This is a genomic window from Stenotrophomonas geniculata, from assembly GCF_034508895.1.
GTDB classification, from domain to species: domain Bacteria; phylum Pseudomonadota; class Gammaproteobacteria; order Xanthomonadales; family Xanthomonadaceae; genus Stenotrophomonas; species Stenotrophomonas geniculata.
Map to the genome: position 1 here is coordinate 3,337,990 of NZ_CP140571.1, position 26,782 is coordinate 3,364,771.

Consider the following 26,782-nt stretch of genomic DNA (forward strand, 5'->3'; position numbering starts at 1 on the left):
CTTTCCGGGCTGTCAGCCATGCGCCACAGGGGGGGGGAAGCGCAGGGCGGGGGGATCAGGCAGCGAGGTCTTCCTGCTGCGTGATTTCGTTGGCCTGGCCGGGCTGCAGGGTCAGGACCACGTTTTCGCGGATCAGCGCTTCGGTCAGCTCGGCGACTTCGTCGGGGGTGACGCTGGCCGAGGCCTTGAACGTCAGCTCGACGCTGCCGCCTTCCTTCGGGGCGATGACGAACTTCTTGAGCTTCACGTCCACCAGGAAGATCGGCTGCGTGTTGTCGAGCTCACCGTCGATCTGCAGCTCGAAGCCCTTGAATTCGTGGCCCACCTTGATGGGCTCGAGGCTCGGGATCTTGATCTCGGTCAGGTGGTCGCCGATGGTCGGCAGCGACTGCTGCTCGCCCTTGCCCGGCTTCCGGAACAGGGCCTTGCGCAGTTCCTTGTCGAAGTGGTCCAGCACCAGGTTGCTGGTGCTGGTGGTGATGGAAAGGTCGACCGCCAGGTGCCGCTCATCGCCGTGCTTCTCGATGCGCAGGTTCACGTTGGAGACGGCCGCCGGGTTGTTCTTCAGGTGGAACATGTGGACCTCGTCGGTTGAGCCGGCCGGGCCGGCAGTGGCTTACTGCAGGTCTTCCGCCGGCTCGGTCACGGCGGGGCTATCGCTGCTGGTGGAAGGGGACAGCAGTTCGATCAGGTGCTTCCACGCGGCGCAGATGGCCCAGATCACCCAGGCGGCAAATGCGCCGGCGGCGAAGACGGTGGCGAGCACATCGCGGAAGATGAAGATGGCGGCGATGGAAACACCCAGCAGCACGCCCAGGGCGAACACGGCCAGCACGGCGGCAAGCTGTGCGCGGCTCACTGGAACACCGCCTGGAGCATGTCCTGCAGGATCAGCGTGCCGGCGATGCCGACGATCAGACCGATCACCGCGCCGTAGGCCATAAACTCGACCGACATGCTGGCGGTATCCGCCTTCAGCAGATCCTCGAACTGGGACGTCTTGTCGCTCATGCGGCCTCCGGGCCAGGCTGGTTGGTGAATTCGTCGCGGAACTGGCGGCGCAGGCGCAGCGCGTTGTCGACCACGGACAGGCCACGGTTGCCGCGGCGCTGCTCATCGTTGAGGCGGCGGAACAGCGGGGCCGGGCTGAGGCCGGTGCTGGCGATCGCATCGCGCACGGCCTGGAACTCGCGGATCTGGCGAACGTTGGTGCTCATGCGGCTTCTCCTTTGACGCGGGCGAGCGCAGCTGCACGGCGATCCCACGCCGTGTGGGCTGCAAGGAATTTGTCGTGCTTGGAGTGGTCGGCGAGCCATGCGGCGCGGGCACTGTCGTATTCCGAATCTGCGTCAATCAGCTCGGCGACCGCTGCGCGCGCCTGTTCAAAGTCCTGCACGCTCTGGATGTCACCGGGCAGCATCGTTGCAGTGGCCACGGCTTCGAGTGCCAGCCCGGCGCGGTCCAGAATTTCCGAGACGGAGAGGGGACGGCTCATGCCGCCACCTGCACGTCGGCGCCCAGCGCGAACGGGTTGGGCAGGGCACGGCAGGTATCGATCAGCGCCTGGCGGCGCTTACGCATCGACTGGACCTTGCTCAGGTCGGTGGCGGCGTCGGAGATTTCGTCGGGGAAGCCAATCAGCACCAGCTCATGGCGGCGGGCCGCTTCCCAAGCCATCTCATCGGTGGCCCCGGCGAACAGAGCCGCGCGGTAGGCGCTGTCCACGCCGGGCATGTTCAGGCCAGTTGCCTTCAGGTTGGCGATGACGACCGGGATGTTCCGGCGGTGGCGGCGAACGTCTGCCTCGGGGTGGAGGGCTTGGACAGCTGGTTTGTGGGCGGTGTGGTCCATCTCGGGCTCCGGCGGTCCAGCACGGTGCTGGTCGACGGATCGCAGTAAATCATCGTTTACTTTGAAAAGTCAACAACAATTTACCGACAAGGCAAAAAAAAGCCCTGAGCACCTCCGGGGAAGGGTCAGGGCCTATGTGTCCAGCGTGGTTACGGTTGCGCGGGTGGCCGTTTCTGTTGATCCCGCAGGTTCCCTGTCACCCGTAGTGGGTGCGAAGGAGGCCTGCGTCGTGGAACGAAATGCCCTCCCGCAAGCACTCCTCCGCCCGCTCCATGTCCTTGTGGAGCTGGATCAGATCTTCATGCGGCAGGCTCTCAATACCAGCCACGCCGCGGCAGGCTTGATCGATGATGTGCTGGCCGGCCTCGCCGCAGCGCCGCCGGATATTGCGGATCATGCGGCAGTGCCACTCGACCATGATCGCGGACTGCCCCCGGCAACCGGCCGCTAGGATTTCATCCGGATCAATCGCCTTGGTACCGCGCACCAGGTGCAGGGCAGGGCGTGCGGGAGGTCTCTCTGAGCGCAGCTGCTCAGTCCTAGCGGCGAGCCGCTGTGCCAGTTCCTCGAACTTCTTGTTGCTCATCCTTCGACCCCCTGAGGCGCTTAAACAGTAGCTTCGTCAGGTCGAGGACGTTGTTGGGCGCTGATGGCTCACCGAACTCCTCCACGACCATGTAAGCGGTCTCCAGGAGGATCGGATCGTGCACCCATTCCGGTGGATCGTTAACCAGCTCCAGGTAGTGCGTGAGCACGTTGACCGCTGAGGCGATCTTGTCGAAGTCCGGTCGCGAATCCTGAGACGGGGCATCGAAGCGATTCCCTTTCCCGGTAATGAGCCATTCCGCGCTGACACCGTAGTGGCGCGCCCAGCGAAGAAGCGGCAGAGCTCCAGGCTCCTTGGTCACGCCCTTTTCGATCTGGGACATGGACTGTTTGGTGGTCTCGGCCACGGCACCAGCCTGTTCAAGGGTCAGGCCCTTGGCCAGGCGGAGTTCTCGCAGTCGTTCACCAATGCTCATGTCAACCATTGTTGACGGCAGGTGGTAAATAGTGGTTGACGTCATTTGGTAAACGGTGGTTTACTCACTGCCATGAACGAGCCCATCACCAAAGCAATGGCGAAGACGGCCCTGGGCTTTGCTCAGGACACCCAGCTCGCGAGCTTCTTCCAGACCACCAAGCAGGCAGTAGGGCGGTGGGATGAGGACGAGCCGCTGCCCGAAGGCCGGCAGTGGCAGGCGAGGGCGCTGCGTCCCGACCTGTTCGGCGACTTCCGGCAGCCGCCGGCGAACGACCCCGAGCAGCACGACCAGGCTGCCTGAGCTCGATCTATGCCCCTCTCCAGCTTTCCCGTGCGTGTGGTGACCGCGGGCCTGCCGCTGGAGAGGGGCGCCTTTCTTCCCTGAGTTGATTTCGTCCATGGCGCTGATGGTGCGCCGCAGTCGCCGCCCCGTCTCCAATCGAGAAAACCGCCCATGAATGTCACCGATGCCGCCTACGACACCGTCCACCAGCAACCCGGTGGCAGTGAGGCTCTGGCGCCCAGGATGGGCATGTCCGCCGCGACCCTGCGCGGCAAGGTCAACCCGAACACCGACCGCAATCTGCTGAGTCTGCAGGAGGCGGACATGCTGATGGCCAGGACCGGCGATTACCGGATCCTGCACGCCCTGTGCGCAGAACACGGCTTCGTTGCCCAGCGCGTTGAAGCGCCGGAATCGGGCAGCCTGATCGCCGCTCTGCTATCCGCTGCCGCTGCGAAGGGCGATCTGGCTGAGCTGATTGCCGATGCCATGGCTGACGGCAGGATCTCCCCCAACGAATCGGACGCGATCGCCAGGGCATGCGCTCTTGTCATGGCCGCCATGGTGCAGGTGAGCCAGCACGCTGAGGCAGCGGCGGAGCGGGGTGGGGTATGAACGCCACCGCCAAGGCCATGATCCATGTGCGGCAGATTTGGTATCTCGCCGGGTGCCTATTGGTGCTGCGGGAGGATGCATGAGCACTGACGCACGCCTCAGCACTGGGCTGCCGGGCCACCCGAAGACGAAGAAGCTGGTGCGCCGGCTCGGCCCCGCCGCCGGCTGGTCGCTGGTGTGCCTCATCCTCTGGGCGAGGTCGAGCCGCCCCGATGGAGACCTCAGTGGCATGACGGCCGAAGACATCGAGCTGGCTGCCGACTGGGCAGGCGAGAACGATGCGCTGGTGCGCGAACTGGCCTCGGTTGGGTTCCTCGATGGCAGCGAGGGCGGCTACCAGCTGCATGACTGGCCTGAGCATCAGCCGTGGTCCGCTGGTGCTGAGGCTCGCTCCGACAAGGCGAAGTGGGCGGCACTGTGCCGTCGCCACGGGCGTCAGGAAGCTACGCGCCTAATGCCAGAATATGCCGCCAAGCTGCTACAAGCACAGGGCGGGCAGGAGGATGGTCTGCTAGTAGCAGGTTCAAACATGCCAGTAGCAGGTTCTAGCACTGCCCCGTCTCCGAATCCGTCTCCGTCTCCGAATCCGTCTCCAAAAGAAGAAACCCCCCATACCCCCCCGGCTGCCGCCGGTGGGGCGCAAGGTGGGGAATCTGGTCAGGGCAAGGTCACCCGCCAGAAGCGGGAGAAGGTCACCTTCAGCGCCTTCATCGACGCCTGCCGGTCTGCCGGCGAGCGGCCGATCCGGACTGATGACCCGATCTTCGACTTCGCCGAGGACGCAGGTATCCCGCGCGAGTTCGTGGCGCTGGCCTGGCGCGAGTTCGCCATCAAGCACCGGGACAGTGGCAAGCTGCAGAAGGACTGGCGCGCCCATTTCCGCGATGCCGTGCGCCGGAACTGGTTCAAGCTCTGGTGGTGCCCGAACGGCGGTGGCTGCGAGCTGACGACGGCTGGCGTGCAGGTCAAGCGGGAACGCGATGCCGAGCGCGAACGTGAGCGGCAGGATCAGCTTGCCCTGCAGGAGCAGGCGGCATGAGCCGGATACAGCACCTGGTGAACGTATCCGGCGGCAAGGACAGCACTGCGGTGTACCTGCGCGCCATCGAGCTGGGCCGACCGTTCCGTGCCGTGTTCGCCGACACCGGCAATGAGGACCAGCGGGTGTACGACTACGTCGCCGACCTGCCGCGCCTGACCGGCGGCCCAGTCGTTGAGACGGTGCGCGCGGACTTCAGCCGGCAGCTGGCGCAACACCGCGAATACATCCTGCAGAAGTGGCCGGATCAGGGTATCCCCGACGAAGTCGTTCGCCAGGCCGCCGCGCTGCATGAGCCTACCGGCAACCCCTTCCTGGACCTTTGCATCAGCAAGGGTCGCTTCCCCTCGCGCATGGCTCAGTTCTGCACCGAGGAACTGAAGACCATCCCGATCACCACCCAGGTGGTCGGGCCGATGCTGAAGACTGGTCCTGTGCTGCAGTGGCTGGGCATCCGCGCCGAGGAATCGGCCAACCGTGCAAGGCAGCCGAGGTTCAACCGCCATGAGGCGGGCTCGATGGTATGGAGACCGATCTTCGATTGGACGGTCCAGCAGGTTTGGGAACAGCACCGCCGTCATGGCATCAAGCCCAACCCGCTCTATGCGCTCGGCATGGGCCGAGTCGGCTGCATGCCGTGCATCAACTGCCGAAAGTCGGAGTTGCGCAACATCGCTGACCTGTTCCCCGATCACATCGACCGGATTCGGAGCTGGGAGGCGGTGGTGGCTGCTGCCAACAAGCGCGGCAGCGCAACGTTCTTCCCGGCGGTGACCGACCCGACCGACGTCGACCGCCCCGGTACCTATTCGCGGATCGATACCCTTGTGGAATGGAGCCGAACCAGCCGCGGTGGCAGGCAGTTCGATCTGTTCTTCCAGCAGCAGGCCGGCGGCGGCTGCGCCTCCGATCTCGGCCTGTGCGAGAGGGCCGCAGCATGAGCGCGGTGCCCGACTACCTGGACAACGTCGCCCATCTGCGCGTGCCGCCGCATTCCGTGCCGGCCGAGCAATCGGTCCTCGGCGCGCTGCTGCTGGTGGGCGAATCGCTGGCTCAGGTCCGCGACCAGCTGGCGCCGGAAGACTTCTACCGCCGCGAGAACCAGCTGATTTACCAGGGTATCTGCGGCGTGGCTGACCTCAAGCGCGAGGTCGACGTGGTGACCGTGGGCGACTGGATCACGGCCAACGTCGAGATCGGCGCGCAGGAGCTGGTGGCCACCGTCTACGATCTGGCCGGCAGCACGCCGTCGGCGGCCAACGTCCGCGCCTATGCCGAGATCGTGCGGAACAAGGCACTGCTCCGGCAGCTGATCGAGACCACCACCGACATCGCCGACAGCGCTTACAGCGCCAGCGACGACGAGGCGGAGGAGGTCGTGTCCGCCTCGGCGACGAAGCTGGCCAGCCTGACCGTGAAGTCGAGCGGCAGCGGCGGTCTGGTGATGGTGCGCAGCGGCGTACAGAAGGCGTGGGATGAAATGGAAGCGCGCTACCACGGTGAGGGCACGCAGGGCCTGGTGCCGAAGTGGAGCAGCGTGCGCCGGAAGATCCCGTATCTGGAGCCGACCGACCTGATGGTGCTGGGCGCACGCCCGGCCATGGGCAAGACCGCGCATGCGCTGAACTGGGCCGAGGACGCGGCTGCCGGCGGCAGGAACGTCGCAGCCTTCAGCCTGGAGATGTCGGCTTCCCAGTGGAGCCTGCGCCTCATGGCCGCGCACGCCGGCGTAGACCTCAACCGCATGCGCGAGAAGGGCGCGTTGGACAACGACGAATGGGCGCGGCTCTCGCAGGCCCGGAACTACATCCAGTCGCTGCCGCTGGCGATCGATGATTGCGGCGCGCTGTCGGTCGATGCCTTGGCTGCGCGCGCCTCCCGCATGCACGCCAAGGTGCCGGGTGGCCTGGGCCTGATCGTCGTCGACTACCTGCAGCTGCTGACAGGTAAGGCCAAATCGGATAACCGGAACGAGGAGGTGTCGTACATCTCGCGCCGGCTGAAGGGGCTGGCCAAGGAGCTGCACTGCCCGGTGATGGCGCTGTCGCAGCTCAACCGCGGCGTGGAAAGCAAGACCGACAAGCGCCCGAGCATGGCCGACCTCCGCGAGTCGGGTGCCATCGAGCAGGACGCCGACGTGATCGCCTTCCTGTACCGCGACGACTACTACAGCAAGGATGCCTGCGGTGCCCCGGGGATCTCCGAGCTGATCGTGGCAAAGAACCGTCAGGGCGAGACCGGCACCTGCTACCTGCAGCACCGGCTGCAGTGCAGTGCCTTCGATGACTACACCGGCCCCCGGCCGAACTACAGCCTCAAGGGCGTGGCCACTGCAGGCGGTGGCGACGATGACTTCGACGTTCCCTCGCCGGGGCGCCGCCGGCGCAGCCGCCGGGACATGGCCGCAGGAGATGACGCATGACCGCTATGACAGCAGCTGCGCGGAAGATCCGCGCAAAGCGGGCCAGCCGGCCCATCTACGCCATCTGCCTGCGCCTGGTCGATCCAGCCACGGGCGAGGAGATCGGTGCGTTTGCCCCGAGCAACGACATCGATCGCAGGCTCGCCAAGGACCGCGGCTACCGCGTCGGCCATGAGTACCGGCTGGAGATCAAAGCCTCGCGCAATGCCGCGTTCCATCGCCTGGCCCATGTCATCGGGCACCTGCTGGTCGACAACGTCGAGGCGTTCCGTGACCTGGACGCGCATGCCGCGCTGAAGCAGGTGCAGCTGGAGTCGGGAATCTGCTGCGAGATGGTGGAGATGGACGCCAGCCCGGTGGTGAAGGCTCTGCTGGATGCCGCAGAGACGGTGCTGGGCGCGGGCGCGCGCAAGGTGCTGTCTGGCGTGCTGCCGGAGATCCGAACCATTCCGGTGAAGGTGGCCCAGTCCCTGGCCTTTGATTCGATGGAGGAGGAGGACTTCGGCGCCTTCTTCAAGGGCATCACCGCTTGGATCGGTGACCACTACGCGCACGTCATGCTGGACGACGTGCGCGCGGACTACTGGCGGATGGTCAACGGCCGGCAGCAGGGGAGAGCAGCATGAGTCGTTCCTCAGCTCAGCATCTTTTTAATCGCAATCAGGGCAGCCTCAGCGTGCCTCTCGGCATGGCGGACGTGATCCTCGAAGTCCTGGAATTTCTCGCGAACAATGAAACCATTCCTAAGGACCGCTCTAGCTTCCATGCATCGACCGATTGCACGGAGAAGACTAGTCCCAGCAGCGCCCAGCTCTGGAAGAAGGCTCGCCTGATCCTGCAGACCTTTTGGAACGCCAGGGTAGCCGATAGCAATGCGGTCTTCTTTGCGATCGACGGATTCGATTGCAGCGATCATGCGCAACAGGTTGGAGCGCAGATTCCTGACGTCGGTAAGAACTGCAGCGGCACGCCCGGCGGCTTTCGCCTCAGCTTGCTCCTCTCGAATCTTTGCGTCGCGGCGATGTTGCCACCAAGGCACCGCTACCGCTGCTGCGATAGCGACGACCGAAAAAACAGCCTGAACCCAAGCGGCCTGCGCTTCAGGCTTCAACGCGCACCAACCGATAAAAGAGCAATCCATGCAACCCCCTGTGGTTTGTGGAGCGAAGCATGAAGCGCGGACGGTCTACAGGCAACAAGACCATGGCCCAGCAGGCCCGGCTAGAAGCCATCAAGGACATTGGCTGCATCGCTTGCTTTGCGCTGGGCTTCGGCCACATGGGGTGCCACGAACACCACCTGCTGGTCGGCGGCAAACATGGACAGAAGCGGCGGGGCCACGACTTCACCATCGGCCTGTGCCCCTGGCACCACGTCGGTGAGCCGATGGGCGGCCTCAGCCACTCGGCTTGCGCTGATCGGTATGGCCCCAGCTACGCCCGCGAACCGCATCGGTTCCGGCAGGAGATCGGCACCGACGACTACCTGCTGGACCTGCAGAACACCCTGATCGAACAGCACTTGGAGAAGACCTCATGGCGACCCGCCGCCTGACCTTTGGCATCGACCCGGGCCTGTCCGGGGCAGTGGCCACCCTGATCGACGGCGTGCCTGGCCCGATCCTGGATATGCCCACCCGCGAGGTGGACGGCTGGAAGGAGGTCGACGCCCGCGCGGTAGCCACCTTCATCCGCGCCCAGCGCGAGGCCCATCCGAGTGCGCAGCTGCAGGCAGCGCTGGAGAAGGTCGGCGCGCGCCCTGGCGACGGCGGAACCAGCGCATTCCGGTTCGGCGACAGCTACGGCCAGGTCCGCGCGGTGCTGCAGGTGATGGGCGTGCCGTACCTGCGCGCCATTCCTGCAGTGTGGAAACGCCGCTTCGGCTTGATCGGGCAGGACAAAGACGCCGCCCGGCTGCTGGCCATCCAACGCTTCCCGGCCGCCGCGTTCCAGCTGCAGCGGAAGAAGGACAACGGCCGGGCCGACGCGCTCCTAATTGCCCTGTGGGCTGAGCACCAGCTGGCCATGGGCCAGGCCGCCGCATGACCGGCGCTGAGCTCCGCATGCAAAAGCGGTACCGGTCCTATGTGCAGAAGCACGGCCGCTGCTCGGTCTGCCAGTTCCGGGCCACCGGTGCCGCGGGCTTCCATTGCAAGGGCTGGCCTGACCGGGCCGGCTCCTGCGACACCGACAGCAAGCTGCCGGTTTTCCGATTCGATGACGCCGTACTGGAGGGCATGCGCGATGCGCAACACTGATCCGCTGACCGAAGAACTGCGCCGCTGGGGCCACGCCCAGGTGAATCGGTTTGCCCTGAGCCGCGCCGACCGCAGCGCGCATGTGCTGGAGCGGGCTCGCGACATGGCACCGAAGACCCCTGAGCGTGCAATGCGTGATCTTGTGGATCGCGATGGCGGTGACCGCCGGCGTTTGATGGCCGCCGGCAGCGGGGTAAAGGGCCTGCGCGTCGTGCCACTGTGGGCTGCCGATCCAATACGAGCGGCCAACGACGCGGACCGCCCCCACGACAACCCTGAGATCGCGGTAGACCTTGGTGTCCCGGATGACCTTCGCTGGGTGGATCGCGCGCTCTCATCGCTGCAGCGGCAGAGCCTTCTGAGGTCGATCATCGTCAGGGTGGAGTTCACGAACTCAGTGAGCCAGGCGATCAAGGCTCGGATGGCATGCGAGCAGTTCGAGAAGGAGATGGCGCAGCGGCTTGGCGTTGAGCCAGCAGGGCGGCAGCAGGGCGACCCTGTCGCGTTGACGGCACGCCAGTACCGCTACGAGCTTTCGAGGGCGATGGACCTCCTGCGAGGTATGAGGTGGGCCGAAGCCGCTTGACAGTGACGGCAGCAAATGGTCGAATTCTGCGACTGTCAAGAATTGTCCCCGAAGCCCCGGCCCTGCGCTGGGGCTTCTGCGTTTCCGGGACCCAGAACACCGATCAACCACCGCGCCGAAACCCCCTCCGCTCGCCGTGAGGCGATTGGGGCTGGCGTCCACGCAGGCGGGCGGTCTGCGCACGGCCCTTGGAGGCCGGGCAGCGCCTAGGCAGCGGTGGTGATCGGCCCTCTACGCCCGCAGCCCCCCGGACCAACCACACCGCGCAGCGAAGCCGGTCGAGGGGCGGGCACCTATTCCGGAGACACCATGGTGAGCACCGAAACCGTAGCAGCCGCCATGGGCGCCGGTCAGTACGCCAAGCCCCTCGAGGATGCCTGCATCCAGTTCGGCATCGTGACCGCGCTGCAGAAGGCGCACTTTCTGGCGCAGGTCGCGCATGAATCCGATGGCTTCCGGACGGCGGCCGAGTACGCATCGGGCCGCGCCTACGAAGGCCGGGCCGATCTGGGCAACGTGCAGCCGGGCGATGGCATGCGCTTTAAAGGCCGGGGGCTCATCCAGCTGACCGGGCGCGAGAACTACGCGACCTTCAGCAACGCCATGGGGCAGGGTGACCTGTTCCTGCGCAGCCCCGAGCTGGTTGCCCAGCTGCCCTGGGCGGTTTCGGCGGCCGGCTGGTTCTGGAAGCGCAAGGGCCTGAACGCCCTGGCTGACCGCGACGACGTCGTGGCGGTGACTCGGCGCATCAACGGCGGCACCAACGGGCTGGAAGATCGAAAGCACCGACTGGCCCACGCCAAGAAGCTGTTCCGCCTCGCATGACGGCCGCCAAGAGGAAGGCCGCGAAGCTGTCGCCAGTGAACCAGCTGCAGGGCGTGCTGGTGGTGCTGGAGAACCAGAAGGCCAAGAACCCGACCGCCGAGCTGCTGCTGGCCATCCGCGAGATGGTCAGCGATGCCCTAGCGGTCCTGCAGGAGCCTGACCCCACCAAGCAGCGCATCGCGTTCGTGCTGCTGGCGGTCCAGCAATCCACCCAGGTCGCGGTGAAGGAGGTGCGCGGTAAGCGCCTCACCCGCGTGACCATCATCGACCAGCCCCTCTACCACTGGGCGCTGGAGGAAATTCACTCACTGGCAGGTGCCGCATGACCTTCGCGACCCGAAACGTTGGCGCTGCGCGCGTCGGCATCGCCGTGCTGGTGCTGTTCCTTCTCGGCATGGCCATGGCCGCACTGATTGCGGTAGCCATCCCGCCGGAGAACAAGGACTCGTTCGGCATGCTGATCGGTGGCCTGAACAATGCCACCGGCATGGTCATCGGCTACTTCTTCGGCATGACCCGCAAGGGTCCGGGGGCCTGACGTGAATCGCATCGCCATCTACCTGCTGGTGTTCGCCGCGTGGTCTGCCGGCATGTTCGGTGCTGGCTGGGGTTGGCGCGGCGACCGCGCCGAGACAGGGGAGGCCCTGCAGCAGGCCAGCACCAACGCCGGCCAGGTCCAGCAGCTCACCGAGACCCGTGCCGTTGAGCACAGCCAGGCCGAGACGCTGGACACCATCGGAGCCAAGCATGAAGAAGACCGAACTGCGGCCACGGCCGTCCCGGGTGCTGTTGCTGCTGGCGTGCGCGATGGCAGCCTCCAGCTGCGCGACGACCTCGCCACCTGCAATACCGCTCGCCTGTCCCAAGCCGCCGCCGGCGCCGTCGAACGTGACCAGGCAGCCCAACTACGAGCAGAGGTCGCGGGCGCTCTTGTTCAAATCGGGCGAGACGCAGACGACCACGTCCGCGCCTGCCAAGCCGTGATCGCGGCAGACCGCCAGGAGAGTTACCCATGAACATCGGTTGGCCGCAGGCCATTTACTTTGTGCTGGTCCTTGTAGGCATCGGTCTGGAGCTGGCGCGGCACGGTCAGGTTCGGAAGCCTTCCCGGCACAACGCTTGGACCACGGTCGTCGCTTCCTCGCTGATCCTGGCCCTGCTTTGGTGGGGCGGGTTCTTCAGCTGATGGCTGCCAAGCCCGCCGCTGCGCTTACCCCAAAGCAGCAGCGGTTCGTCCAGGAATACCTGCAGGACCACAACGGCACCAAAGCGGCTATCCGCGCCGGGTACAGCGACAAGACTGCCAAGCAGCAGGGCTCACGGCTCCTGAGCGAGCCGCGCATCCAGGCTGCGGTGCGCGCCGGCCAGCAGAAGGTGGCCAAAAAAGCCGAGGTGACTGTCGACAGCCTGATGGCCGAGCTGGAGCAGGCCCGGAAGCTGGCGCTGAAGGAGAAACAGGCCAGCGCGGCGGTCACCGCCACGATGGGCAAGGGGAAGCTGGCCGGCCTGCTGGTGGAGAAGCACAAGCACAGCGGTGCGATTGGCACCTACGACCTGAGCAAGCTTTCAGACCATGAACTCGACCGCCTTGAACAGATCCTCGGTCCGCTTGCCGACGCTGGCGGAGATCCGAGCGGAGCGGGCGAGGAGGGCGGCTGATGCTGAGCGCGAGCGCCTTGCCCGCGATGGCGAGGCGATCCGGCAGCGCTGCACCACTTTGGCTGGCTTCATCCGTGAGGCCTGGCCGGTTCTGGAGCCGGCGCAGCCCTACGTGCACGGCTGGCACATCGACGTCCTGTGCCAACACCTGGAGGCCATCACCGACGGGCAGATCACGCGGCTGCTGATCAACATCCCGCCGGGCACGATGAAGTCGCTGGTGGCCAGTGTCTTCTGGCCGGCATGGGAGTGGGGACCGCGCGGCCTGCCGTCGATGCGCTACCTGACGACCTCCTACGCGGAGAAGTTCGTCAAGCGCGACAGCCGGCGCATGCGCGACCTGGTGCAGTCGGAGTGGTTCAGCAGCCTCTGGCCGGAGATCGAGCTGAACCGGTCGGGCGAAATGTCCTTCGCCAATTCGAAGATGGGCAATCGCGAGGGCATGGCCTTTGCCAGCCTTACCGGTGGCCGCGGCGACCGGGTGATCATCGACGACCCGCACTCAACGGAGACGGCGGAGAGCCCGGCGGAGCGCGCGACGACAACCCGCATCTTCCGCGAGTCGGTGCCCACCCGCCTGAACAACCCGGCCACGTCTGCAATCGTGGTGATCATGCAGCGCCTGCACGAAAAGGACGTGTCGGGGCAGATCTTGGACCTCGGTCTGGGGTACGAGCACCTAATGCTGCCGATGGAGTTCGAGCCAGAACGTCGCTGCCGGACGTCCATCGGCTTCGAGGATCCTCGCACCGAGGACGGCGAACTGCTGTTCCCAGAGCGCTTCCCGCGCGCCGTTGTGGAGCGCGACAAGAAGATCCTGGGCAGCTACGCAGTTGCCGGCCAGCAGCAGCAACGGCCGACCCCGCGCGACGGCGGCAAGTTCAAACGGGACTGGTTCGAGGTCGTGGAGGCAGCGCCGGCGATCCTGGCAGCGCGGAAGGTGCGCCGCTGGGACTTCGCTGCTACGGATCCGAAGCTGCAGAAGAAGAAGGGTGACCCCGACTACACAGTCGGTCTGCTGTTGGGAGAAGTCGGCGGCGTTTACTACGTGCTCGACGTCGTGCGCGACCAGAAGTCGCCGGCAGGCGTGGAGACGATGCTGAAGAACACCGCGCTGCAGGACGGGAAGTCGATCAAGGTCCGGATCCCGCAGGACCCTGGCGCCGCCGGCAAGAGCAACGCCGCGCACCAGATCAAGCTGCTGGCCGGCTGGGATGTCAAAGCAGCGCTGGAATCCGGATCCAAGGAGGTCCGGGCAACGCCGGTCGAGGCTCAGGCCGAGGCCGGGAACATCAAGCTGGTGAACGGTCCATGGGTGGCTGCGTTCTTGGACGAGATCGCCGAGTTCCCCAACGCAAAGCACGACGATCAGGTGGACGCCCTCTCGGGCGCCTTCGCTGAGCTGGTCACCGGCAGCACCTACAACCTCGGGAACGCGCTCTGATGGGCAAGCTCGCACAAATCAAAGACGGGCTGGTCAACCTGGTTGCCAACCTGGGCACGCCGCGCGACAAGGCCGCCTCGACGTTCTACGCCATGCCCACGCTGTCGGAGCAGGAAGCCGACAACGCCTACCGCGGCACCTGGCTGGCGCGGAAGGTGATCGACATCCCGGCAATGGACAGCTGCCGGAAGTGGCGCGGCTGGAGCGCAGACCAGGAGCAGATCACCGCGATCGAGGAGGAGGAGAAGCGGCTCGGCCTGCAGCAGAAGGTGCTGAAGGCGATGATCCGCGCACGGCTTACCGGCGGCGCCGCGCTCTACATCGGCACGGGCCAATCGGACCCGATGCTGCCGCTGAAGCCGGAGTCCATTGGCAAAGGCGGCATTCGCCACATCAACGTGCTGTCGAAGCGCGTGCTGCAGGCCGGCGAGCTGGACCTTGACCCGGAATCGCCGGGCTACGGTCTGCCGGCGTTCTACACCCTGAGCAGCGGCACGGCCGGCCAGGTGCAGATCCATCCGTCGCGCCTGGTGATCCTGCACGGTGCAGAAAGGCCGGATCCGGAGTTCGGCATCGGCGACGGGTGGGGCGATTCGGTGCTGCTGGCCATCAGCAAGGCCATCAAGGACGCCGACGCCAGCGCAGCGAACATCGCCTCGCTGGTGTTCGAGGCGAAGGTCGACGTGGTCAAGATTCCGAACTTCATGTCGAGCCTGGCCGACCCGGAGTACGAACAGAAGGTTCTGCAGCGCATGACCCTCGCGGCGATGGCGAAGGGCATCAACGGAACGCTGCTGCTGGACGCGGAGGAGGAATACGAGCAGAAGCAGGCTCAGTTCGGGGGACTGGTCGACCTGATGATGGGCTTCATGCAGCTGACGTCGGGCGCGTCCGACATCCCGATGACCCGTCTGCTGGGCCAGTCGCCGGGTGGCCTCAACGCCAGCGGCGAGAGCGACCTGCGGAACTACTACGACCGCATCAGCAGCAACCAGGAACTGGTGCTGCAGCCGTCGCTGCAGATCCTCGATGAGTGCCTGATCCGCTCCGCGCTGGGCAGCCGGCCGCCGGAGGTGTTCTACAACTGGCGCAGCCTGTGGCAGACCACCGACACGGAGCGCGCAGCCATTGGCAAGAGCACCGCCGAGAGCATCAAGATCATCTCCGAGACGAAGCTGATCCCGGACAACGTGCTGTCCACGGTTGCGGTGAACATGCTGACCGAGGCAGGCATCGCCCCGGGCCTGGAAGCCGAGATGCTGGAGTACGGAAAGTCGACGCCGCAGGAGGAAACGGGCGAGGACGACGAAGAGGAGATCGCAGCGGCAGTGCCGGTAAAGGATGCGCAGCCGCGGTCGCTGTACGTCAGCCGCAAGGTGGTGAACGCGGATGAGATCGCAGCCTGGGCAAAGGAGCAAGGCATCGGGGAGCTGCGGGACGACCTGCATGTCACGGTCGCCTATTCCCGACAGGCCTTCGACTGGATCAAGGCAGGCAACGCCAACGAGTGGGGCACCGACGGCAAGGATCAGCTGGTGATCCCCGAGGGTGGGCCGCGCGCGGTCGAGCCGCTGGGCGGTATGTCGGCGGTGCTGCTGTTCGCGTCGTCGCAGCTGTGCTGGCGCCACGAAAGCATCATCCGGGCGGGCGGTTCCCACGACTACCCGGACTACACGCCGCACATCAGCCTGACAAAGGCGACCATCGACCTGTCGAAGGTCGAGCAGTACCGCGGCCGCATCGTGCTGGGCCCGGAAATCTTCGAAGAAGTACGCGAGGACTGACCATGTTCCTGACCGATCGCGTCTCGGTGACGGCTCCCCGCCGCACCGCGGACGGCTACCTTGTGGCCGACGCCTACGTGGCCCGAACCGGCATCCAGAACTACCTGGGTGAGGAAGTTGGGCGACCCGACCTGCTGAACGTTCGCGTGTACCGGCCGCCGGAGGAGGTGTTCTCCGACGCCACGATGCGCAGCTTCGCCCACCGGCCGATGACCAACGACCATCCGCCGGAGGACGTCAGCGCCAAGAACTGGAAGGATTACGCCATCGGCCATACCGGCGACGAGGTCGCGCACGACAAGACCCGTGTCCGCGTACCGCTGGTGCTGATGGATCAGGCCGCCATCGATGACTTCGATGCCGGCAAGCGCGAGCTGTCGCAGGGCTATTCGGCCGAGATCGTCTGGGAAGACGGCTTCACGCCCGAGGGCGAGCCCTACGACGCCAAGCTGAAAAACATCCGCAACAACCATCTGGCCCTGGTCTGTCGCGGCCGGGCTGGTTCCCAGTTTCGCATCGGGGATGGGCGCACCCCCGGTGCACCGGATCCGAGCGCCCATCCCCAATCGCAGGAGAACCACATGAGCAACCAGCAGACCCGCATCGTCGTGGTCGACGGCCTGCCCGTCGAGTGCACCGACGCATCGGCCGCCGCCATCGGCAAGCTGCAGCAGCAGCTGCAGGATGCCCACACCGCCGCCGGCACCGCCGCGGCATCCCACCAGGCAACCATCGCCGCCAAGGATGCGGACATTGCCAAGGCGCAGGGGGAGCGCGACGCGTTGAAGGCCCAGGTCCTCAGCGACGCCGACCTGGACCAGCGCGTCCAGCAGCGCGGCGATCTGATCGCCAAGGCCAAGGCCGTGCACGACGCCGACTACAGCGGCAAGAGCGACGCCGACGTCCGCAAGACCGCAGTGGTGGCCAAGCTCGGCGATTCGGCCGTGGCCGGCAAGCATGAGGCCTACGTGGAAGCGCTGTTCGATGGCCTGTATGGCCAGGCAAAGCCGCGCGACCCGGTGGCCTTGGCCCTCGGCGACCGTTCCACCCACCGCCAGACCATGCAGGACAACGGCTACGCCGAGTCCGTGAACGGTCTCGATTACCGCACCGCCAACCAGAAGGGGGCCTAAGCCATGGCACTGCAGACCAACTATCCGGACACCCAGCCGGTTGCCATCGAAGGCGCGCAGGCAACCATGCTGCCGGCCACGATCATCAGCCGCGACGTGGAAACCTCGCCCGGTATCGGCTTTGGCCGCGCCGTGGCCCAGGGCACCGCCGACAAGGGCATTGTCCTGGCCGGTACCGGCGCCACGAAGCTGGTGGGCATCACCCTGCTGGACCGCTCCGCCGTCGGCAGTGCCGGCGTGCCGGACAGCTTCGCGCAGCGCACCTCGGCCCGCGTCATCACCAAGGGCGACATCTGGGTGGCCGCGGCCGTCGCGGTGAAGGCAGGCGATCCGGTCTTCGTGACCGCGACCGGCACCTTCACCAACGTCGCCACCGACAACACCGCCTTCACCGGCGCCCGCTGGGACACCAGCACCACCGCGGCCGGCCAGCTGGCCGTCGTCCGTCTCGGCTAAGGAGCCAAGCCCATGAATGGAAATTCCATGCACCTGTTCGACGCACAGGCCGCGCTCGGCTTCGTCGTTGCCCAGGCTTCGATCATCGAGCCGGGCGTCTACCGGACGGTGTATCCCTCCGTCCAGTACCGCGGCCTGGTGCCGGTGGATACCTCGGGCAGCGAGTTCGCCACCTCGGTGACCTACTACTCGTCCGACCAGTACGGCAAGGCGGGCTGGATCAACGGCAACGCCGATGATGTGCCGAAGGCCGGCACCACGCGCTCGCAGCACCAGACCGGTGTGCACACCGCGGGCATCGGCTATGGCTTCGGCTGGGAAGAGGTTGGCCGTGCGCAGCTGCTGGGCATCTCCCTGCAGTCCGACGATGCAGCTGCGGCGCGCCAGGCATCCGAAGAGATGGTCGATCGCGTCGCGCTGCAGGGCGACTCCAGCAAGGGTTTCACCGGCCTGTTCAACGCCGCCGGCGTCACCCCCGTGGCCGCGCCGACCGGTAGCTGGGACGCCACCACCGACTCGCAGCTCATCGTGGCCACGCTGAACCAGGCGCTGCTCAACGTGTTCAACGGCACGAACACCGCGTCGATCGCCAACACCCTGCTGCTGCCGTGGACGAAGTACCTGCTGATCGCTACTCGCAAGATGAGCGACCAGAGCGACATGACCATCCTGCAGTGGTTCCTGGCCAACAACGTCTACACCGTGCAGACCGGTCAGCAGCTGACCCTGCGCGGCGTGCGCGGGCTGGATACCGCTGGCGTCGGCGGCACCACGCGCCTGGTGGCGTACCGCAACGATCCGCAGGTGCTGAAGCTGCACATGCCGATGCCGCACCGCTTCCTGCCGGCCTGGCAGAGCGGCCCGCTGCGCTGGGACATCCCGGGCGTAATGCGCCTGGGCGGCCTCGACGTTCGCCTGCCGAAGGAAGTCGTCTACCTCGACGGCATCTGATCCGCTTGGCCCCGGCCGCGCGCCGGGGCCTCACTGGAGCGAAGCATGAAGATCACGAACAACCACAAGGGCCCGCTGGGCCTGCCGGACGGCACCATACTGACGCCGGGCGAGGCCACCTCGATCGCGAACTGGGATGCCCTGAAGGGCAACGCGGTCGTGCAGGGCTGGCTGAAGGGCAAGATCCTGACCGTCGAGGGCGGCAGGTCCGCCGCGCCGGCGCAGGAATCTCTGAACGGCTCCAACGTGCTGCCGGCCAACATCGAGCTGGCCGAAGGCGTTTCCGTCCAGCTGGGCGAAGTCGTGCGCCAGGCGTTCGAGCACACGGGCCTGAGCGTTGCCGACTGGAACGCGCTGGAAGAAGGCGACCGCGAAGCGGAGCTGGCGGCAATGGTGCGCGAGCTGCAGTCCCGTGCAGAAGCTGATGCCGAGGCCAAGAAGGGCGCCGCGACCGCTGACGGCGAGAACGCCAAGGCCAGCGGCGGCACGGGCACGCAGAACCCGCCGGCGGCTGACAAGGATGCGCTGCTGGCCCGCGCCAAGGAACTGGGCATCGACGCCAAGGGCACCTGGGGCGTGCTGAAGCTGCAGGCGGCCATCGCCGAGGCCGAGGCCAAGAAGGGCGAGGGCTGACCATGTACGGCACGCTGGAAGGCGCGGATCTCTACCACCAGGCGCGTGGCAATGCCGCCTGGGCTGCCGGCACGGAAGAAGCCCGGACCGGGGCACTGGTGCGCGCCACGGATTACATCGACGGCCGGTACCGGGTGCTGCTCGCATCGGGCCGCTGGTCGTCCATGTTCCCCGGCGTGCGCACGGCCGGGCGGGGCCAGCCGAACGAGTGGCCCCGCATCGGTGCGATCGACTACGACGGCGACCCCATCCAGCCGGATGAAGTGCCCGACGAAGTCGAGCGCGCGACCTACGAGGCGGCGCTGCGCGAGCTGGTGAGCCCGGGTAGCCTGTCGCCGGACTACGTGGCAAGCGCGGCGGTGACGAAGGAGAAGGTCGGCCCGATCGAGGTCACCTATGCCGACGCCAGCGCCGCAGGCCAGGTGCCGAATCGACCGGTGGTCCCGGCCATCGATGAGATCCTGGCGCCGCTGCTGCGGACGCCGCCTGTCTATCCCGCGGTGAGGGTGGTATGAGCGCGTTCTATGACCGCATGCAGGCCACGGCCGAGCGGCTGATTGCCCGCTTCGGCTATGCCACGAAGCTCGAGCGCGACGGCGCACCGACCGGACCGCCGCACAACCCGCAGCCCGGTCCCGCCACGCAGCACGACTGCACGGTGGTGGAGCTGGACTACAGCCTGACCGACCGCGACAGCACCCTGGTGCTGCAGGGCGACAAGCTGGGCCTGATCTCTACCGCGGTCGACATCCCGCCCGCAAAGGACGACCGGCTGCTGCTGGGCGGCCAGTGGTATCACTTCATCGACCTGCAGCCGCTGTCCCCGGGCGGCCAGGTCCTGCTCTACGAATTCCACGTTCGCAGGTAAACGACCATGACGCCCCGCGAGTTGGAACTGCTGGCACAGAGGATGGCCCCGGCCATCAGGCGCGCGTTCCTCCAGGCGGTCGAGGCATCGCAGCGGGCGGCCACGATTCAGCTGGTGACGGATCTGGTGACGGCCGGCCGCGTGGACGCTCTGCTGGAAGCGCTGGGCTTCGATGAAGCGCGTTTCTCCCCGGTGGCCGAGGCCATCCGCCTGGCGTTCGTGGGTGGCGCGCAGGCCGGCATCGAGGAGCTACCGGCGCTGTCGCTGCGGCAGCAGATCAGGGGCAGCTACAACCCGGTCAGCCAGACGTCGGTGCTGCGCTGGAGCTTCGACATGCGCAACCCGGTGGCAGAGGCCTGGCTGCGCGACAACTCGTCCAGGCTGATCACCGGCATCATCGATGACCAGCGGGGGCTGATCCGGGGCGCGCTGCAGCACGGCATGGTGGTGGGCCGCAACCCACGGCAGACGGCACTGGACCTGGTCGGCCGCGTGAGCGAGACCGGCAGGCGCGCCGGCGGCATGGTGGGACTGACCTCCCAGCAGGCGCAGTTCGTCGCCAATGTCCGGCAGCAGCTGGCCAGCGGCGACCCTGCGCAGATGGCCGCCTACTTCGGCCGGAAGCGCAGGGACAAGCGACTGGACGGCATCGTCAGCCGCGCCATCAAGGCCGGCAAGCCGGTGGCGCCGGCGGACATCGAGAAGATCGCCGGGCGCTACTCCGACCGGCTGCTGGCGCTGCGCGGCGAGGTGATCGCACGGACCGAGTCGCTGACCGCGATGAATGCCGGGCGGGAAGAGTCCTACCGGCAGCAGGTGGAAGGGGGCAAGGTGCTCCCGGAGAACATCGAATGCGATTGGTCGGCCACCGGCGACGAGCGCACGCGCCACAGCCATGCGGCGATGAACGGCCAGAAGCGGACCTTCGGTCAGCCATTCCAGACGCCGAGCGGGGCGCTGATGCACTACCCGGGCGACACGTCGCTGGGTGCCGGGCCGGAAGAGATCATCCAGTGCCGGTGCATGAAGCGGTACCAGATCAACATGGCGGCGGAGGTGCTGCGTCGTGGCCAGCAAGTTCGGTGACCAGGTGAAGGCCTTCGCGGAGAAGGCCAAGCTGCGGCAAGAGGCCATCTTCAAGGCATCGGCCCAGCGGCTGATGGATGAGGCCAACACGCCGGAGGGCCAGGGCGGCAAGATGCCGGTCGACACCGGCTTCCTGCGCAACTCGGCCGGGGCTTCGACAGAAGGACCACCGGAGGCGGGCGGCCAGGCCATCGGGCTGGTGTTCCTGGGCCTGCAGGTCGGCCAGACGGTGTGGGCGGGCTGGACGGCGAAGTACGCCATGCGTATGGAGCACGGCTTCTACGGCGAGGACAGCAAGGGTCGCACGTACGCGCAGGCCGGCAAGGGCTTCGCGCGCGCGGCGGCGCAGAACTGGGTGTTCATCGTGGAAGCGGTGGCCAAAGAGGTGAAGGACCAGATCCCATGAGCGACACCGCCATCTATGACGCCTTCGCCATTCTGGTGGAGCGGTTCGCCGCCGCGCAGCAGCTGACCTGTTCCTATCCGGGCAGGGGGTTCACTCCGCCGGTGGGGAAGGACGCTCGTTGGCTGGAACTGCAGTGGTACCCGAACCAGACCCAGAACTACGGCCTTGCCGACGATGGCCCGTCGCTGCTGCAGGGCTTCGGGCAGCTGTCGGCGTGCTACCGGCCTGGGCAGGGGATCATGGTCGGCACCGCGGTCACGGACCAGATCATCGCCGCTTTCGCCAAGGGCACGACCTTCGGCGGGGTGTCGGTGTACCGCCGGCCGTGGACGTCCAGCCTGATCCAGGACCCGGAGCGCATCATGCACCCGGTCACCATCCCTTGGCGTGGCTTCGTATCGGGGTAGAATCCGGCCATGAGCCCCAAGCCGCCCGCCCTGCATCTTGTCCGCAGCGACGCCCCGCCCACCGAGGGTGAGCTGAAGGCGCTGCGTGATGCGATCGACCGGATGAAGCGGAACCGGCATCTGCTGGAAGAGTTCAACCGGGAGCAGGCGTTGTTCGTCCGCTCCGAGTTTCTGGCCTACGTGGAGGCGGGGTTCACCCGGCCGCAGGCCATGCAGCTGGTCGCGGCGAAGCTGGGCCCCGGCGCCAAGTAACGACACGCCCGACCGCAAATTATTCCGGAATCTATTCGAGAGGCCCGCCCACCAGCGGGCCTTTCGCGTTTCACCCGACCCCCGCCCCGTGGCGGGTTTTTTATTGCCCACCCACAGGAGACCGGCCATGGCCGAAGCAAAGACCAATGCAGGCAGCAAGCTGAGCATCTGCGTTACCCCCCAGAACGAAGACCTCACCGAAACCGAGTTCAAGGCCCTCGCCTACATCCAGGTGAAGAAGGTCGGCAGCATCGGCGAGCGCGGCATCAGCACCAATATCGTCAACTACGACACCCTGGACACCCTGGTCTCGATGAAGGGCAAGGGCATCACCAACGCGGGTGACCCGCAGGTCGAGATGGCCGAGGACCTGGCCGATCCGGGTCAGGTAGCCATGCGCGCTGCCGGTGCACCGGACGTCCCGGATGCCTACGCCTTCAAGATCGAGCACACCGACGGCAGCATCGAGTTCCTGCGTGGCCTGGTGGCCGGTCCGAACAAGCCGGGCGGCCGCAATGAGGACTTCCGCCTTAACACCTACACGATCGCGCTGAACCAGCAGCCGATTGATGTGGCGCCGCCGGCGACCCCGTGACCGGCAGGCCAGTGGCCGGCGCCCAGTAGGGCCAGACCGCATGGGATACCATCGCCCCTTTCGGCGAAGGAGATTTCCATGAAGAGGATTCTGACGGGGGCGCTGGCACTGGCCATCGCAGGCTGCGCAACGGTGGGTAAGGAAATCAGCGATGAGTCCGTGGCGGCCATTACCGATGGCCAGACCACAGAGGCGCAGCTTGTGGCGCAACTCGGGCGCCCTTACTCCACGGTTACCAACTCCAATGGCACCCGGATGATGGTGTGGACCTACGCAAAGGCCAACGCATTCGGCCGCGCGCAGGGCAAGTCCGTCAGCGTGGTGCTGAGGGATGGAGTGGTGGAAAGCCACTCTGTAGCCGAGGTCGCCACCCCCTGAGGTGTGCCGAAAACCGAGACCCCATGAGGCCCGCACATCGCGGGCCTTTTCTTTTTCCCAGGATGAGAGACCCATGACCGACCTGAGCACCATCGTCGCCGCCGCGCGCACGATCGACATCAAGCACCCGGCCACCGATGCCCCCGTAGGCCTGGTGCTGACCATCCTCCCCGACAGCAGCCCGGAGGTGCGCGCCGCATCCCGCAAGCTAACCAACGAGCGCATGCTCGGCCGGGGCAAGCTGACCGCTGAGAAGATGGAGGCCGGCCGCATCGACATGCTGGTGGCCTCGGTGGGCGGCTGGGAGTGGCAGGGGGACCTGACCTTCCACGGCAACAAGCCTTCCTTCGAGGAGAAGGCCCTGCGCACCCTGTTCAAGGATCTGCCCTGGGTGGCAGAGCAGGTGGACGCGGCCCTGGGCGACCGCGCCGAGTTCTTTCGCGGAGCTGACCAGGAAGCTGGCTGACGCGATCTACCTGACGGTCCGGTACGACGTGCCGGACAGCAACGGGGAAACCCGCCGTACCCGCAATGAGCGCTTCGGAGAGCCATCCCCAGAGGTGAGGGTTCCCGAGAGGGGCGCACACGTCTGGAATTGGTTCTGGCAGCTATCAGCGCGTCGCAAGAGCGGTCCTGAGGCATTGACCTTTGCTGACGTTGGGGACTGGAGCCGGCTGCTGCTGGTCGACCTGCTCCCGCAGGAGGTGGAGATGCTGATGACCATGGACGACACCTATCTCAAGGCCGTGCGGGAAGACCAGGCGGCAGCCCAGCAGCGCGCCATCGAGGAAGCGAGGAGCAGGAAATGACCGACATCGCCGAGCTGGGCTACAAGGTCGACAGCAGCGGTCTGGTCGAGGGGACCAAGGCCTTGGACGACAACGCCGCTGCTGCCGACAAGGCTGGCGCTGCTGCAGAGCGTCTGGAGAAGACCCAGCAGGGCACCGGCAAGTCGGCCTCCTACTGGGCTGGTGAGCAGCAGAAGATCAACGCGCGGGTCCAGGAGATGGAGCGCATCGAGCAGCGAACGGCGGTCGCCACCAAGCAGGCCGCGACTGCCACGGAAGCCCGTGAGCTGAACCTGCAGAAGCTGTTGGGGCAGATCAATCCCACAGTGGCCGCTTTGAACAGGCTGGCAGAGCAGGAGGATCGCCTGTCCAAGGCCCGCGACCTCGGCCTCATCAAGCCGCAGGTCTACCAGCAGTACCAGGCCCAGCTGGACGCGACGCGGACGAAGGTGCTCAGCGCGGCGCAGGGCACGGACGTGCTCTCCGGCCGTCTGGGTCAGCTGAACCTGCGCACGGTCGAGACCCAGCAGTCGGTGATGATGCTGTTCCGGGCCCTCGCCACCGGCGACATCGGGCAGGCCCAGGCGTCCATCACCTCGCTGACGGCGCGCACTGGCGCACTGAGCGGCGTGATGACGGCCACGGGCCTTGCTGTCGGTGCGGCGGTTGCCGGCATCGCGGCGCTATCGGCCGTGGCCATCACTGGCTATGTGGAGCTACGCAAGCTGGAGGGGCAGGTCGCAGCCACCGGTACGGCTGCAGGTCTCACCGCCGGCCAGCTGCTGGCCATGCGCAGGGAGATCGGCAGCGCCAGCGGCAGCTACAAGGAGGCGGGCGCAGCCATCGGGGAGCTAGTCCAGCAGGGCAACGCCAGCGGTCACACGCTGCAGCTGATGGCATCTGCAGCCGTGAACCTTGCCGACCTCACCGGCAGCTCGATCAGCACCACCGTGGGAGAGGTCAGGAGCTTGGCCGAAGGCGGCGCGGACGCGCTGGTGAAGCTCAATGACCGCTACAACTTCCTGACGCCGGAGATCTACCGGCACATCGAAGCGATCCGGGAGCAGCGCGGCGACTATGCGGCCACAGAAGCAGCGTTGGAGCAGCTGGACGGGACCATGCGGGACCGTGCCAACAGCATGGCCGACAGCGCGGGCGTGGTCGAAAGGGCGTGGAAGGGGGCACTGGCGGCGTTCGCTGACACCGTGGAGAGCATCAAGTCCATCGGTGCGAACGACCTGGACAGCCAGCTGAAGCGCGCAAGGGATGACCTGCAGTTCTTCCAGAGCCTGAGCAGCAGCCCGATCCCCGGTGATGCTTCGCGCGGCTTCTCCGGCGCCGACGCCGCCCGTCAGCGGATCGCCCAGCTACAGCAGTGGAAGGCGGAGATGGCCGATGGCGCAGCCATCCTGGGCCAGGTCCGGCAGTACGACCGTGACGTCATCGCCGCGGAACGCGAGCTTGCGAAGGAGCGAGAGGTTGCCGATCAGGCGGTAAAGGCCAGGATGGCGGGGCTGGACCGGGAGACCGCGAAGCGCCAGGCCATCAACAAGATCATTGCCGACTACAACAAGCTAGAGGACAACGACGCCCGGCACTTCGATGGGTCCATGCAGCGGCTGATTGCCAAGGCCGAGGCCGACGTGAACCGGCAGTTCAATCGTCGCGAGGGTGTCGGCAAGAAGAACGGCGACGACACTGCGGCGCAGAACGTGCTGGCCACCGCACAGCGACAGATCGAGGCGAACAAGCAGCTGGTCGAAACCGGCATCAAGGTGACCGACAGCGAGCGCCAGGCAATGGCGATCGAGCAGCTGCTGGCCAAGAGCAAGAACACCATGACCGCGTCCACCCGGGCGCTGCTGGAGGCGGCGAAGGAGGACCTGCTCGCTTCGGGGCAAAAGGCAGTGGCCTACACCAAGGAGAAGGAGGCGGCAGAGGCGCTGGCTCGACAGCAGGCCATCCTGGCCCAGGCAGCCAGCAACCGCGACCGATCCAACGAGCTGGACCTGCTGGGCATGAGCGGCGGATCCGACGGTGTGGCGATGCTACGCCGGCAGTTGGACATCCAGCGCGAGTACCAGGACGAGCTGAAGCGGCTGGGAAGCCGCGACGTGGCTAAGGACAAGGCTACGTGGGATCTGCTGGCGGCCAACGCCGACGCCTTCCGCAATCAGGAGCTGGCGAAGGAGCGGGCCTTTCAGGATCAGCGTCTGGCGATGCTGGGTGACTGGCGGTTGGGTGCGCAGGTGGCATGGCAGAACTACGCCTTCGACGCCACCAACTACAACCAGCAGGCGCAGGACGCAGTGCAGGGTACGCTGGCGGCGACCACCAGCAGCGTGGCCAGCCAGATTGATGAGATGGTGCGCGGCAATCAGTCCCTGGGCGAGTCCCTGAAGAACATTGCTGTGGACATGGGGAACGCGGTAATCGGTGCCCTCGAGCAGATGGCCGCCCAGTGGTTGGTCTATCAGGCTGTGCAGCTGGCCACCGGCAAGGCCACTCGCGCAGCTTCGATTCCTGCGGTGGTGGCGACTGCACAGGCTACGGCTCTGCAGGCGCAGTTGGCAGCGTTTGCGTCTACGGCAGCCATCCCAATCGTCGGTCCGGCAATGGCGCCGGCTGCTGCTGCGGCTGCTGCTGCGGTGTCGCAGAGCTACGTGGCTGCCATCTCCGCGACGGCTCTGGCCGGCATGGCCCACGACGGCATCGACTCGGTTCCCACGGAGGGCACCTGGCTACTCAACAAGGGCGAGCGCGTGCTGACCGCAGGGACCGCGGCGAAGATGGACGCGACGCTGGATCGCATCGCGTCCTCGCGCGCGGCAGGGCCTGGCGCTGGCGGCAACGTGTATGCCCCGACGATCCAGATCAACGGTGACCCGGACGCCAGAACGCTGGCGATGGTGGAGCAGAGCGTCCGCCGCGGCATGCAGCAGAACTACGACCGCATCTCCTCCGAACTGACCACAGGACTGGGTCGGGTCGGGAAGGGCTTGCGCAGAGGAAACAACGTGTCGCGCCGGGTCACCTGATC

The 26,782-nt window shown here is 66.4% G+C and carries 42 protein-coding genes; 34 read left to right on the plus strand and 8 right to left on the minus strand.

Annotated features, from left to right (window positions below; genetic code table 11):
• Nucleotides 1-55: 55 nt before the first annotated feature.
• From RI032_RS15325 to RI032_RS15360, 8 genes are all read right to left on the minus strand, one after another.
• The gene (locus RI032_RS15325; RefSeq protein ID WP_322547229.1) at nucleotides 56-577 is read right to left on the minus strand and encodes a hypothetical protein; all 522 of its coding nucleotides are present in this window, start codon (nucleotides 575-577) and stop codon (nucleotides 56-58) included.
• Nucleotides 578-616: 39 nt separating this feature from the next.
• On the minus strand, nucleotides 617-859 hold the full coding sequence (locus RI032_RS15330) for a hypothetical protein (RefSeq protein ID WP_322547230.1): 243 nt from the start codon (nucleotides 857-859) through the stop codon (nucleotides 617-619).
• Nucleotides 856-1,011 carry a hypothetical protein gene (locus tag RI032_RS15335; RefSeq protein ID WP_322547231.1) on the minus strand — a complete coding sequence of 52 codons (156 nt, stop codon included), beginning with the start codon at nucleotides 1,009-1,011 and terminating at the stop codon, nucleotides 856-858. The genes RI032_RS15330 and RI032_RS15335 overlap by 4 nt, the downstream gene beginning before the upstream one ends.
• Complete coding sequence (locus tag RI032_RS15340; RefSeq protein ID WP_322547232.1) at nucleotides 1,008-1,217, minus strand: hypothetical protein; 210 nt, start codon at nucleotides 1,215-1,217, stop codon at nucleotides 1,008-1,010. Before RI032_RS15340 ends, RI032_RS15335 begins: the two co-directional genes overlap by 4 nt.
• Nucleotides 1,214-1,495 (minus strand): hypothetical protein, encoded by a 282-nt coding sequence (locus tag RI032_RS15345; RefSeq protein ID WP_322547233.1) that lies wholly within the window; start codon nucleotides 1,493-1,495, stop codon nucleotides 1,214-1,216. The genes RI032_RS15340 and RI032_RS15345 overlap by 4 nt, the downstream gene beginning before the upstream one ends.
• Nucleotides 1,492-1,851, minus strand: a complete 360-nt coding sequence (locus RI032_RS15350) for a hypothetical protein (protein ID WP_322547234.1) — start codon at nucleotides 1,849-1,851, stop codon at nucleotides 1,492-1,494. Before RI032_RS15350 ends, RI032_RS15345 begins: the two co-directional genes overlap by 4 nt.
• A gap of 196 nt (nucleotides 1,852-2,047) precedes the next feature.
• On the minus strand, nucleotides 2,048-2,437 hold the full coding sequence (locus RI032_RS15355) for a hypothetical protein (RefSeq protein WP_322547235.1): 390 nt from the start codon (nucleotides 2,435-2,437) through the stop codon (nucleotides 2,048-2,050).
• Nucleotides 2,391-2,873: a helix-turn-helix domain-containing protein gene (locus RI032_RS15360; protein ID WP_322547236.1), complete on the minus strand. Its 483-nt coding sequence runs from the start codon at nucleotides 2,871-2,873 to the stop codon at nucleotides 2,391-2,393. The genes RI032_RS15355 and RI032_RS15360 overlap by 47 nt, the downstream gene beginning before the upstream one ends.
• Nucleotides 2,874-2,945: 72 nt before the next feature.
• Here RI032_RS15360 and RI032_RS15365 point away from each other — a divergent pair, with 72 nt between their 5' ends.
• From RI032_RS15365 to RI032_RS15530, 34 genes are all read left to right on the plus strand, one after another.
• Entirely contained in the window at nucleotides 2,946-3,176 is a 231-nt protein-coding gene (locus tag RI032_RS15365; RefSeq protein WP_322547237.1) for a hypothetical protein, read from the plus strand.
• Between the two features lie 153 nt (nucleotides 3,177-3,329).
• The gene (locus tag RI032_RS15370; protein ID WP_322547238.1) at nucleotides 3,330-3,773 is read left to right on the plus strand and encodes a phage regulatory CII family protein; all 444 of its coding nucleotides are present in this window, start codon (nucleotides 3,330-3,332) and stop codon (nucleotides 3,771-3,773) included.
• A gap of 79 nt (nucleotides 3,774-3,852) precedes the next feature.
• Nucleotides 3,853-4,812, plus strand: a complete 960-nt coding sequence (locus RI032_RS15375) for a hypothetical protein (RefSeq protein WP_322547239.1) — start codon at nucleotides 3,853-3,855, stop codon at nucleotides 4,810-4,812.
• Between the two features lie 50 nt (nucleotides 4,813-4,862).
• Complete coding sequence (locus RI032_RS15380) at nucleotides 4,863-5,753, plus strand: phosphoadenosine phosphosulfate reductase family protein (protein ID WP_322547240.1); 891 nt, start codon at nucleotides 4,863-4,865, stop codon at nucleotides 5,751-5,753.
• Complete coding sequence (gene dnaB, locus RI032_RS15385) at nucleotides 5,750-7,234, plus strand: replicative DNA helicase (RefSeq protein WP_322547241.1); 1,485 nt, start codon at nucleotides 5,750-5,752, stop codon at nucleotides 7,232-7,234. The genes RI032_RS15380 and dnaB overlap by 4 nt, the downstream gene beginning before the upstream one ends.
• Nucleotides 7,231-7,860: a hypothetical protein gene (locus RI032_RS15390; RefSeq protein WP_322547242.1), complete on the plus strand. Its 630-nt coding sequence runs from the start codon at nucleotides 7,231-7,233 to the stop codon at nucleotides 7,858-7,860. The genes dnaB and RI032_RS15390 overlap by 4 nt, the downstream gene beginning before the upstream one ends.
• Nucleotides 7,857-8,408 carry a hypothetical protein gene (locus tag RI032_RS15395; protein ID WP_322547243.1) on the plus strand — a complete coding sequence of 184 codons (552 nt, stop codon included), beginning with the start codon at nucleotides 7,857-7,859 and terminating at the stop codon, nucleotides 8,406-8,408. The genes RI032_RS15390 and RI032_RS15395 overlap by 4 nt, the downstream gene beginning before the upstream one ends.
• A 29-nt stretch (nucleotides 8,409-8,437) precedes the next feature.
• Nucleotides 8,438-8,788, plus strand: a complete 351-nt coding sequence (locus tag RI032_RS15400) for a Ref family recombination enhancement nuclease (RefSeq protein ID WP_322547244.1) — start codon at nucleotides 8,438-8,440, stop codon at nucleotides 8,786-8,788.
• The gene (locus RI032_RS15405; RefSeq protein WP_322547245.1) at nucleotides 8,770-9,279 is read left to right on the plus strand and encodes a RuvC family protein; all 510 of its coding nucleotides are present in this window, start codon (nucleotides 8,770-8,772) and stop codon (nucleotides 9,277-9,279) included. Before RI032_RS15400 ends, RI032_RS15405 begins: the two co-directional genes overlap by 19 nt.
• The gene (locus tag RI032_RS15410; protein WP_322547246.1) at nucleotides 9,276-9,491 is read left to right on the plus strand and encodes a hypothetical protein; all 216 of its coding nucleotides are present in this window, start codon (nucleotides 9,276-9,278) and stop codon (nucleotides 9,489-9,491) included. Before RI032_RS15405 ends, RI032_RS15410 begins: the two co-directional genes overlap by 4 nt.
• Nucleotides 9,478-10,077 carry a hypothetical protein gene (locus RI032_RS15415; RefSeq protein WP_322547247.1) on the plus strand — a complete coding sequence of 200 codons (600 nt, stop codon included), beginning with the start codon at nucleotides 9,478-9,480 and terminating at the stop codon, nucleotides 10,075-10,077. Before RI032_RS15410 ends, RI032_RS15415 begins: the two co-directional genes overlap by 14 nt.
• 309 nt (nucleotides 10,078-10,386) lie before the next feature.
• Complete coding sequence (locus tag RI032_RS15420) at nucleotides 10,387-10,902, plus strand: glycoside hydrolase family 19 protein (RefSeq protein ID WP_322547248.1); 516 nt, start codon at nucleotides 10,387-10,389, stop codon at nucleotides 10,900-10,902.
• A complete protein-coding gene (locus tag RI032_RS15425) occupies nucleotides 10,899-11,228 on the plus strand; it encodes a hypothetical protein (protein WP_322547249.1) in 330 nt (109 codons plus the stop codon). Before RI032_RS15420 ends, RI032_RS15425 begins: the two co-directional genes overlap by 4 nt.
• The gene (locus tag RI032_RS15430; RefSeq protein WP_312738865.1) at nucleotides 11,225-11,440 is read left to right on the plus strand and encodes a hypothetical protein; all 216 of its coding nucleotides are present in this window, start codon (nucleotides 11,225-11,227) and stop codon (nucleotides 11,438-11,440) included. Before RI032_RS15425 ends, RI032_RS15430 begins: the two co-directional genes overlap by 4 nt.
• A gap of 1 nt (nucleotide 11,441) precedes the next feature.
• The gene (locus tag RI032_RS15435; protein WP_322547250.1) at nucleotides 11,442-11,918 is read left to right on the plus strand and encodes a lysis system spanin subunit; all 477 of its coding nucleotides are present in this window, start codon (nucleotides 11,442-11,444) and stop codon (nucleotides 11,916-11,918) included.
• Nucleotides 11,915-12,088 carry a hypothetical protein gene (locus RI032_RS15440; protein ID WP_322547251.1) on the plus strand — a complete coding sequence of 58 codons (174 nt, stop codon included), beginning with the start codon at nucleotides 11,915-11,917 and terminating at the stop codon, nucleotides 12,086-12,088. Before RI032_RS15435 ends, RI032_RS15440 begins: the two co-directional genes overlap by 4 nt.
• Nucleotides 12,088-12,561: a terminase small subunit gene (locus tag RI032_RS15445; RefSeq protein WP_322547252.1), complete on the plus strand. Its 474-nt coding sequence runs from the start codon at nucleotides 12,088-12,090 to the stop codon at nucleotides 12,559-12,561. The genes RI032_RS15440 and RI032_RS15445 overlap by 1 nt, the downstream gene beginning before the upstream one ends.
• Complete coding sequence (gene terL, locus RI032_RS15450) at nucleotides 12,476-14,005, plus strand: phage terminase large subunit (RefSeq protein WP_322547253.1); 1,530 nt, start codon at nucleotides 12,476-12,478, stop codon at nucleotides 14,003-14,005. Before RI032_RS15445 ends, terL begins: the two co-directional genes overlap by 86 nt.
• Entirely contained in the window at nucleotides 14,005-15,789 is a 1,785-nt protein-coding gene (locus RI032_RS15455) for an anti-CBASS protein Acb1 family protein (protein WP_322547254.1), read from the plus strand. Before terL ends, RI032_RS15455 begins: the two co-directional genes overlap by 1 nt.
• Nucleotides 15,790-15,791: 2 nt before the next feature.
• On the plus strand, nucleotides 15,792-16,922 hold the full coding sequence (locus RI032_RS15460) for a DUF2213 domain-containing protein (protein WP_322547255.1): 1,131 nt from the start codon (nucleotides 15,792-15,794) through the stop codon (nucleotides 16,920-16,922).
• A gap of 3 nt (nucleotides 16,923-16,925) precedes the next feature.
• Nucleotides 16,926-17,378 (plus strand): structural cement protein Gp24, encoded by a 453-nt coding sequence (locus tag RI032_RS15465; RefSeq protein WP_313242145.1) that lies wholly within the window; start codon nucleotides 16,926-16,928, stop codon nucleotides 17,376-17,378.
• Between the two features lie 12 nt (nucleotides 17,379-17,390).
• Nucleotides 17,391-18,329: a DUF2184 domain-containing protein gene (locus tag RI032_RS15470; RefSeq protein WP_322547256.1), complete on the plus strand. Its 939-nt coding sequence runs from the start codon at nucleotides 17,391-17,393 to the stop codon at nucleotides 18,327-18,329.
• Between the two features lie 45 nt (nucleotides 18,330-18,374).
• Nucleotides 18,375-18,962: a hypothetical protein gene (locus RI032_RS15475; RefSeq protein ID WP_322547257.1), complete on the plus strand. Its 588-nt coding sequence runs from the start codon at nucleotides 18,375-18,377 to the stop codon at nucleotides 18,960-18,962.
• A 2-nt stretch (nucleotides 18,963-18,964) separates the two neighbouring features.
• Nucleotides 18,965-19,477 (plus strand): DnaT-like ssDNA-binding protein, encoded by a 513-nt coding sequence (locus tag RI032_RS15480; protein WP_322547258.1) that lies wholly within the window; start codon nucleotides 18,965-18,967, stop codon nucleotides 19,475-19,477.
• Nucleotides 19,474-19,830, plus strand: coding sequence for a hypothetical protein (locus tag RI032_RS15485; protein ID WP_322547259.1), 357 nt, complete (start codon nucleotides 19,474-19,476; stop codon nucleotides 19,828-19,830). The genes RI032_RS15480 and RI032_RS15485 overlap by 4 nt, the downstream gene beginning before the upstream one ends.
• 6 nt (nucleotides 19,831-19,836) lie before the next feature.
• Nucleotides 19,837-20,916: a phage minor head protein gene (locus RI032_RS15490; protein WP_322547260.1), complete on the plus strand. Its 1,080-nt coding sequence runs from the start codon at nucleotides 19,837-19,839 to the stop codon at nucleotides 20,914-20,916.
• Nucleotides 20,897-21,322, plus strand: a complete 426-nt coding sequence (locus RI032_RS15495) for a hypothetical protein (protein ID WP_322547261.1) — start codon at nucleotides 20,897-20,899, stop codon at nucleotides 21,320-21,322. The genes RI032_RS15490 and RI032_RS15495 overlap by 20 nt, the downstream gene beginning before the upstream one ends.
• Nucleotides 21,319-21,729, plus strand: a complete 411-nt coding sequence (locus RI032_RS15500; RefSeq protein ID WP_322547262.1) for a phage tail terminator-like protein — start codon at nucleotides 21,319-21,321, stop codon at nucleotides 21,727-21,729. The genes RI032_RS15495 and RI032_RS15500 overlap by 4 nt, the downstream gene beginning before the upstream one ends.
• A 9-nt stretch (nucleotides 21,730-21,738) precedes the next feature.
• Complete coding sequence (locus RI032_RS15505; protein ID WP_322547263.1) at nucleotides 21,739-21,981, plus strand: hypothetical protein; 243 nt, start codon at nucleotides 21,739-21,741, stop codon at nucleotides 21,979-21,981.
• A 127-nt stretch (nucleotides 21,982-22,108) separates the two neighbouring features.
• The gene (locus tag RI032_RS15510; protein ID WP_322547264.1) at nucleotides 22,109-22,576 is read left to right on the plus strand and encodes a hypothetical protein; all 468 of its coding nucleotides are present in this window, start codon (nucleotides 22,109-22,111) and stop codon (nucleotides 22,574-22,576) included.
• Between the two features lie 78 nt (nucleotides 22,577-22,654).
• Complete coding sequence (locus RI032_RS15515; protein ID WP_322547265.1) at nucleotides 22,655-22,954, plus strand: hypothetical protein; 300 nt, start codon at nucleotides 22,655-22,657, stop codon at nucleotides 22,952-22,954.
• A gap of 73 nt (nucleotides 22,955-23,027) precedes the next feature.
• Nucleotides 23,028-23,420 carry a hypothetical protein gene (locus RI032_RS15520; protein ID WP_322547266.1) on the plus strand — a complete coding sequence of 131 codons (393 nt, stop codon included), beginning with the start codon at nucleotides 23,028-23,030 and terminating at the stop codon, nucleotides 23,418-23,420.
• 94 nt (nucleotides 23,421-23,514) lie between these two features.
• Entirely contained in the window at nucleotides 23,515-23,763 is a 249-nt protein-coding gene (locus tag RI032_RS15525; protein WP_425603861.1) for a phage tail assembly chaperone, read from the plus strand.
• Entirely contained in the window at nucleotides 23,760-26,780 is a 3,021-nt protein-coding gene (locus RI032_RS15530) for a phage tail length tape measure family protein (protein WP_322547268.1), read from the plus strand. The genes RI032_RS15525 and RI032_RS15530 overlap by 4 nt, the downstream gene beginning before the upstream one ends.
• Nucleotides 26,781-26,782 lie beyond the last annotated feature (2 nt).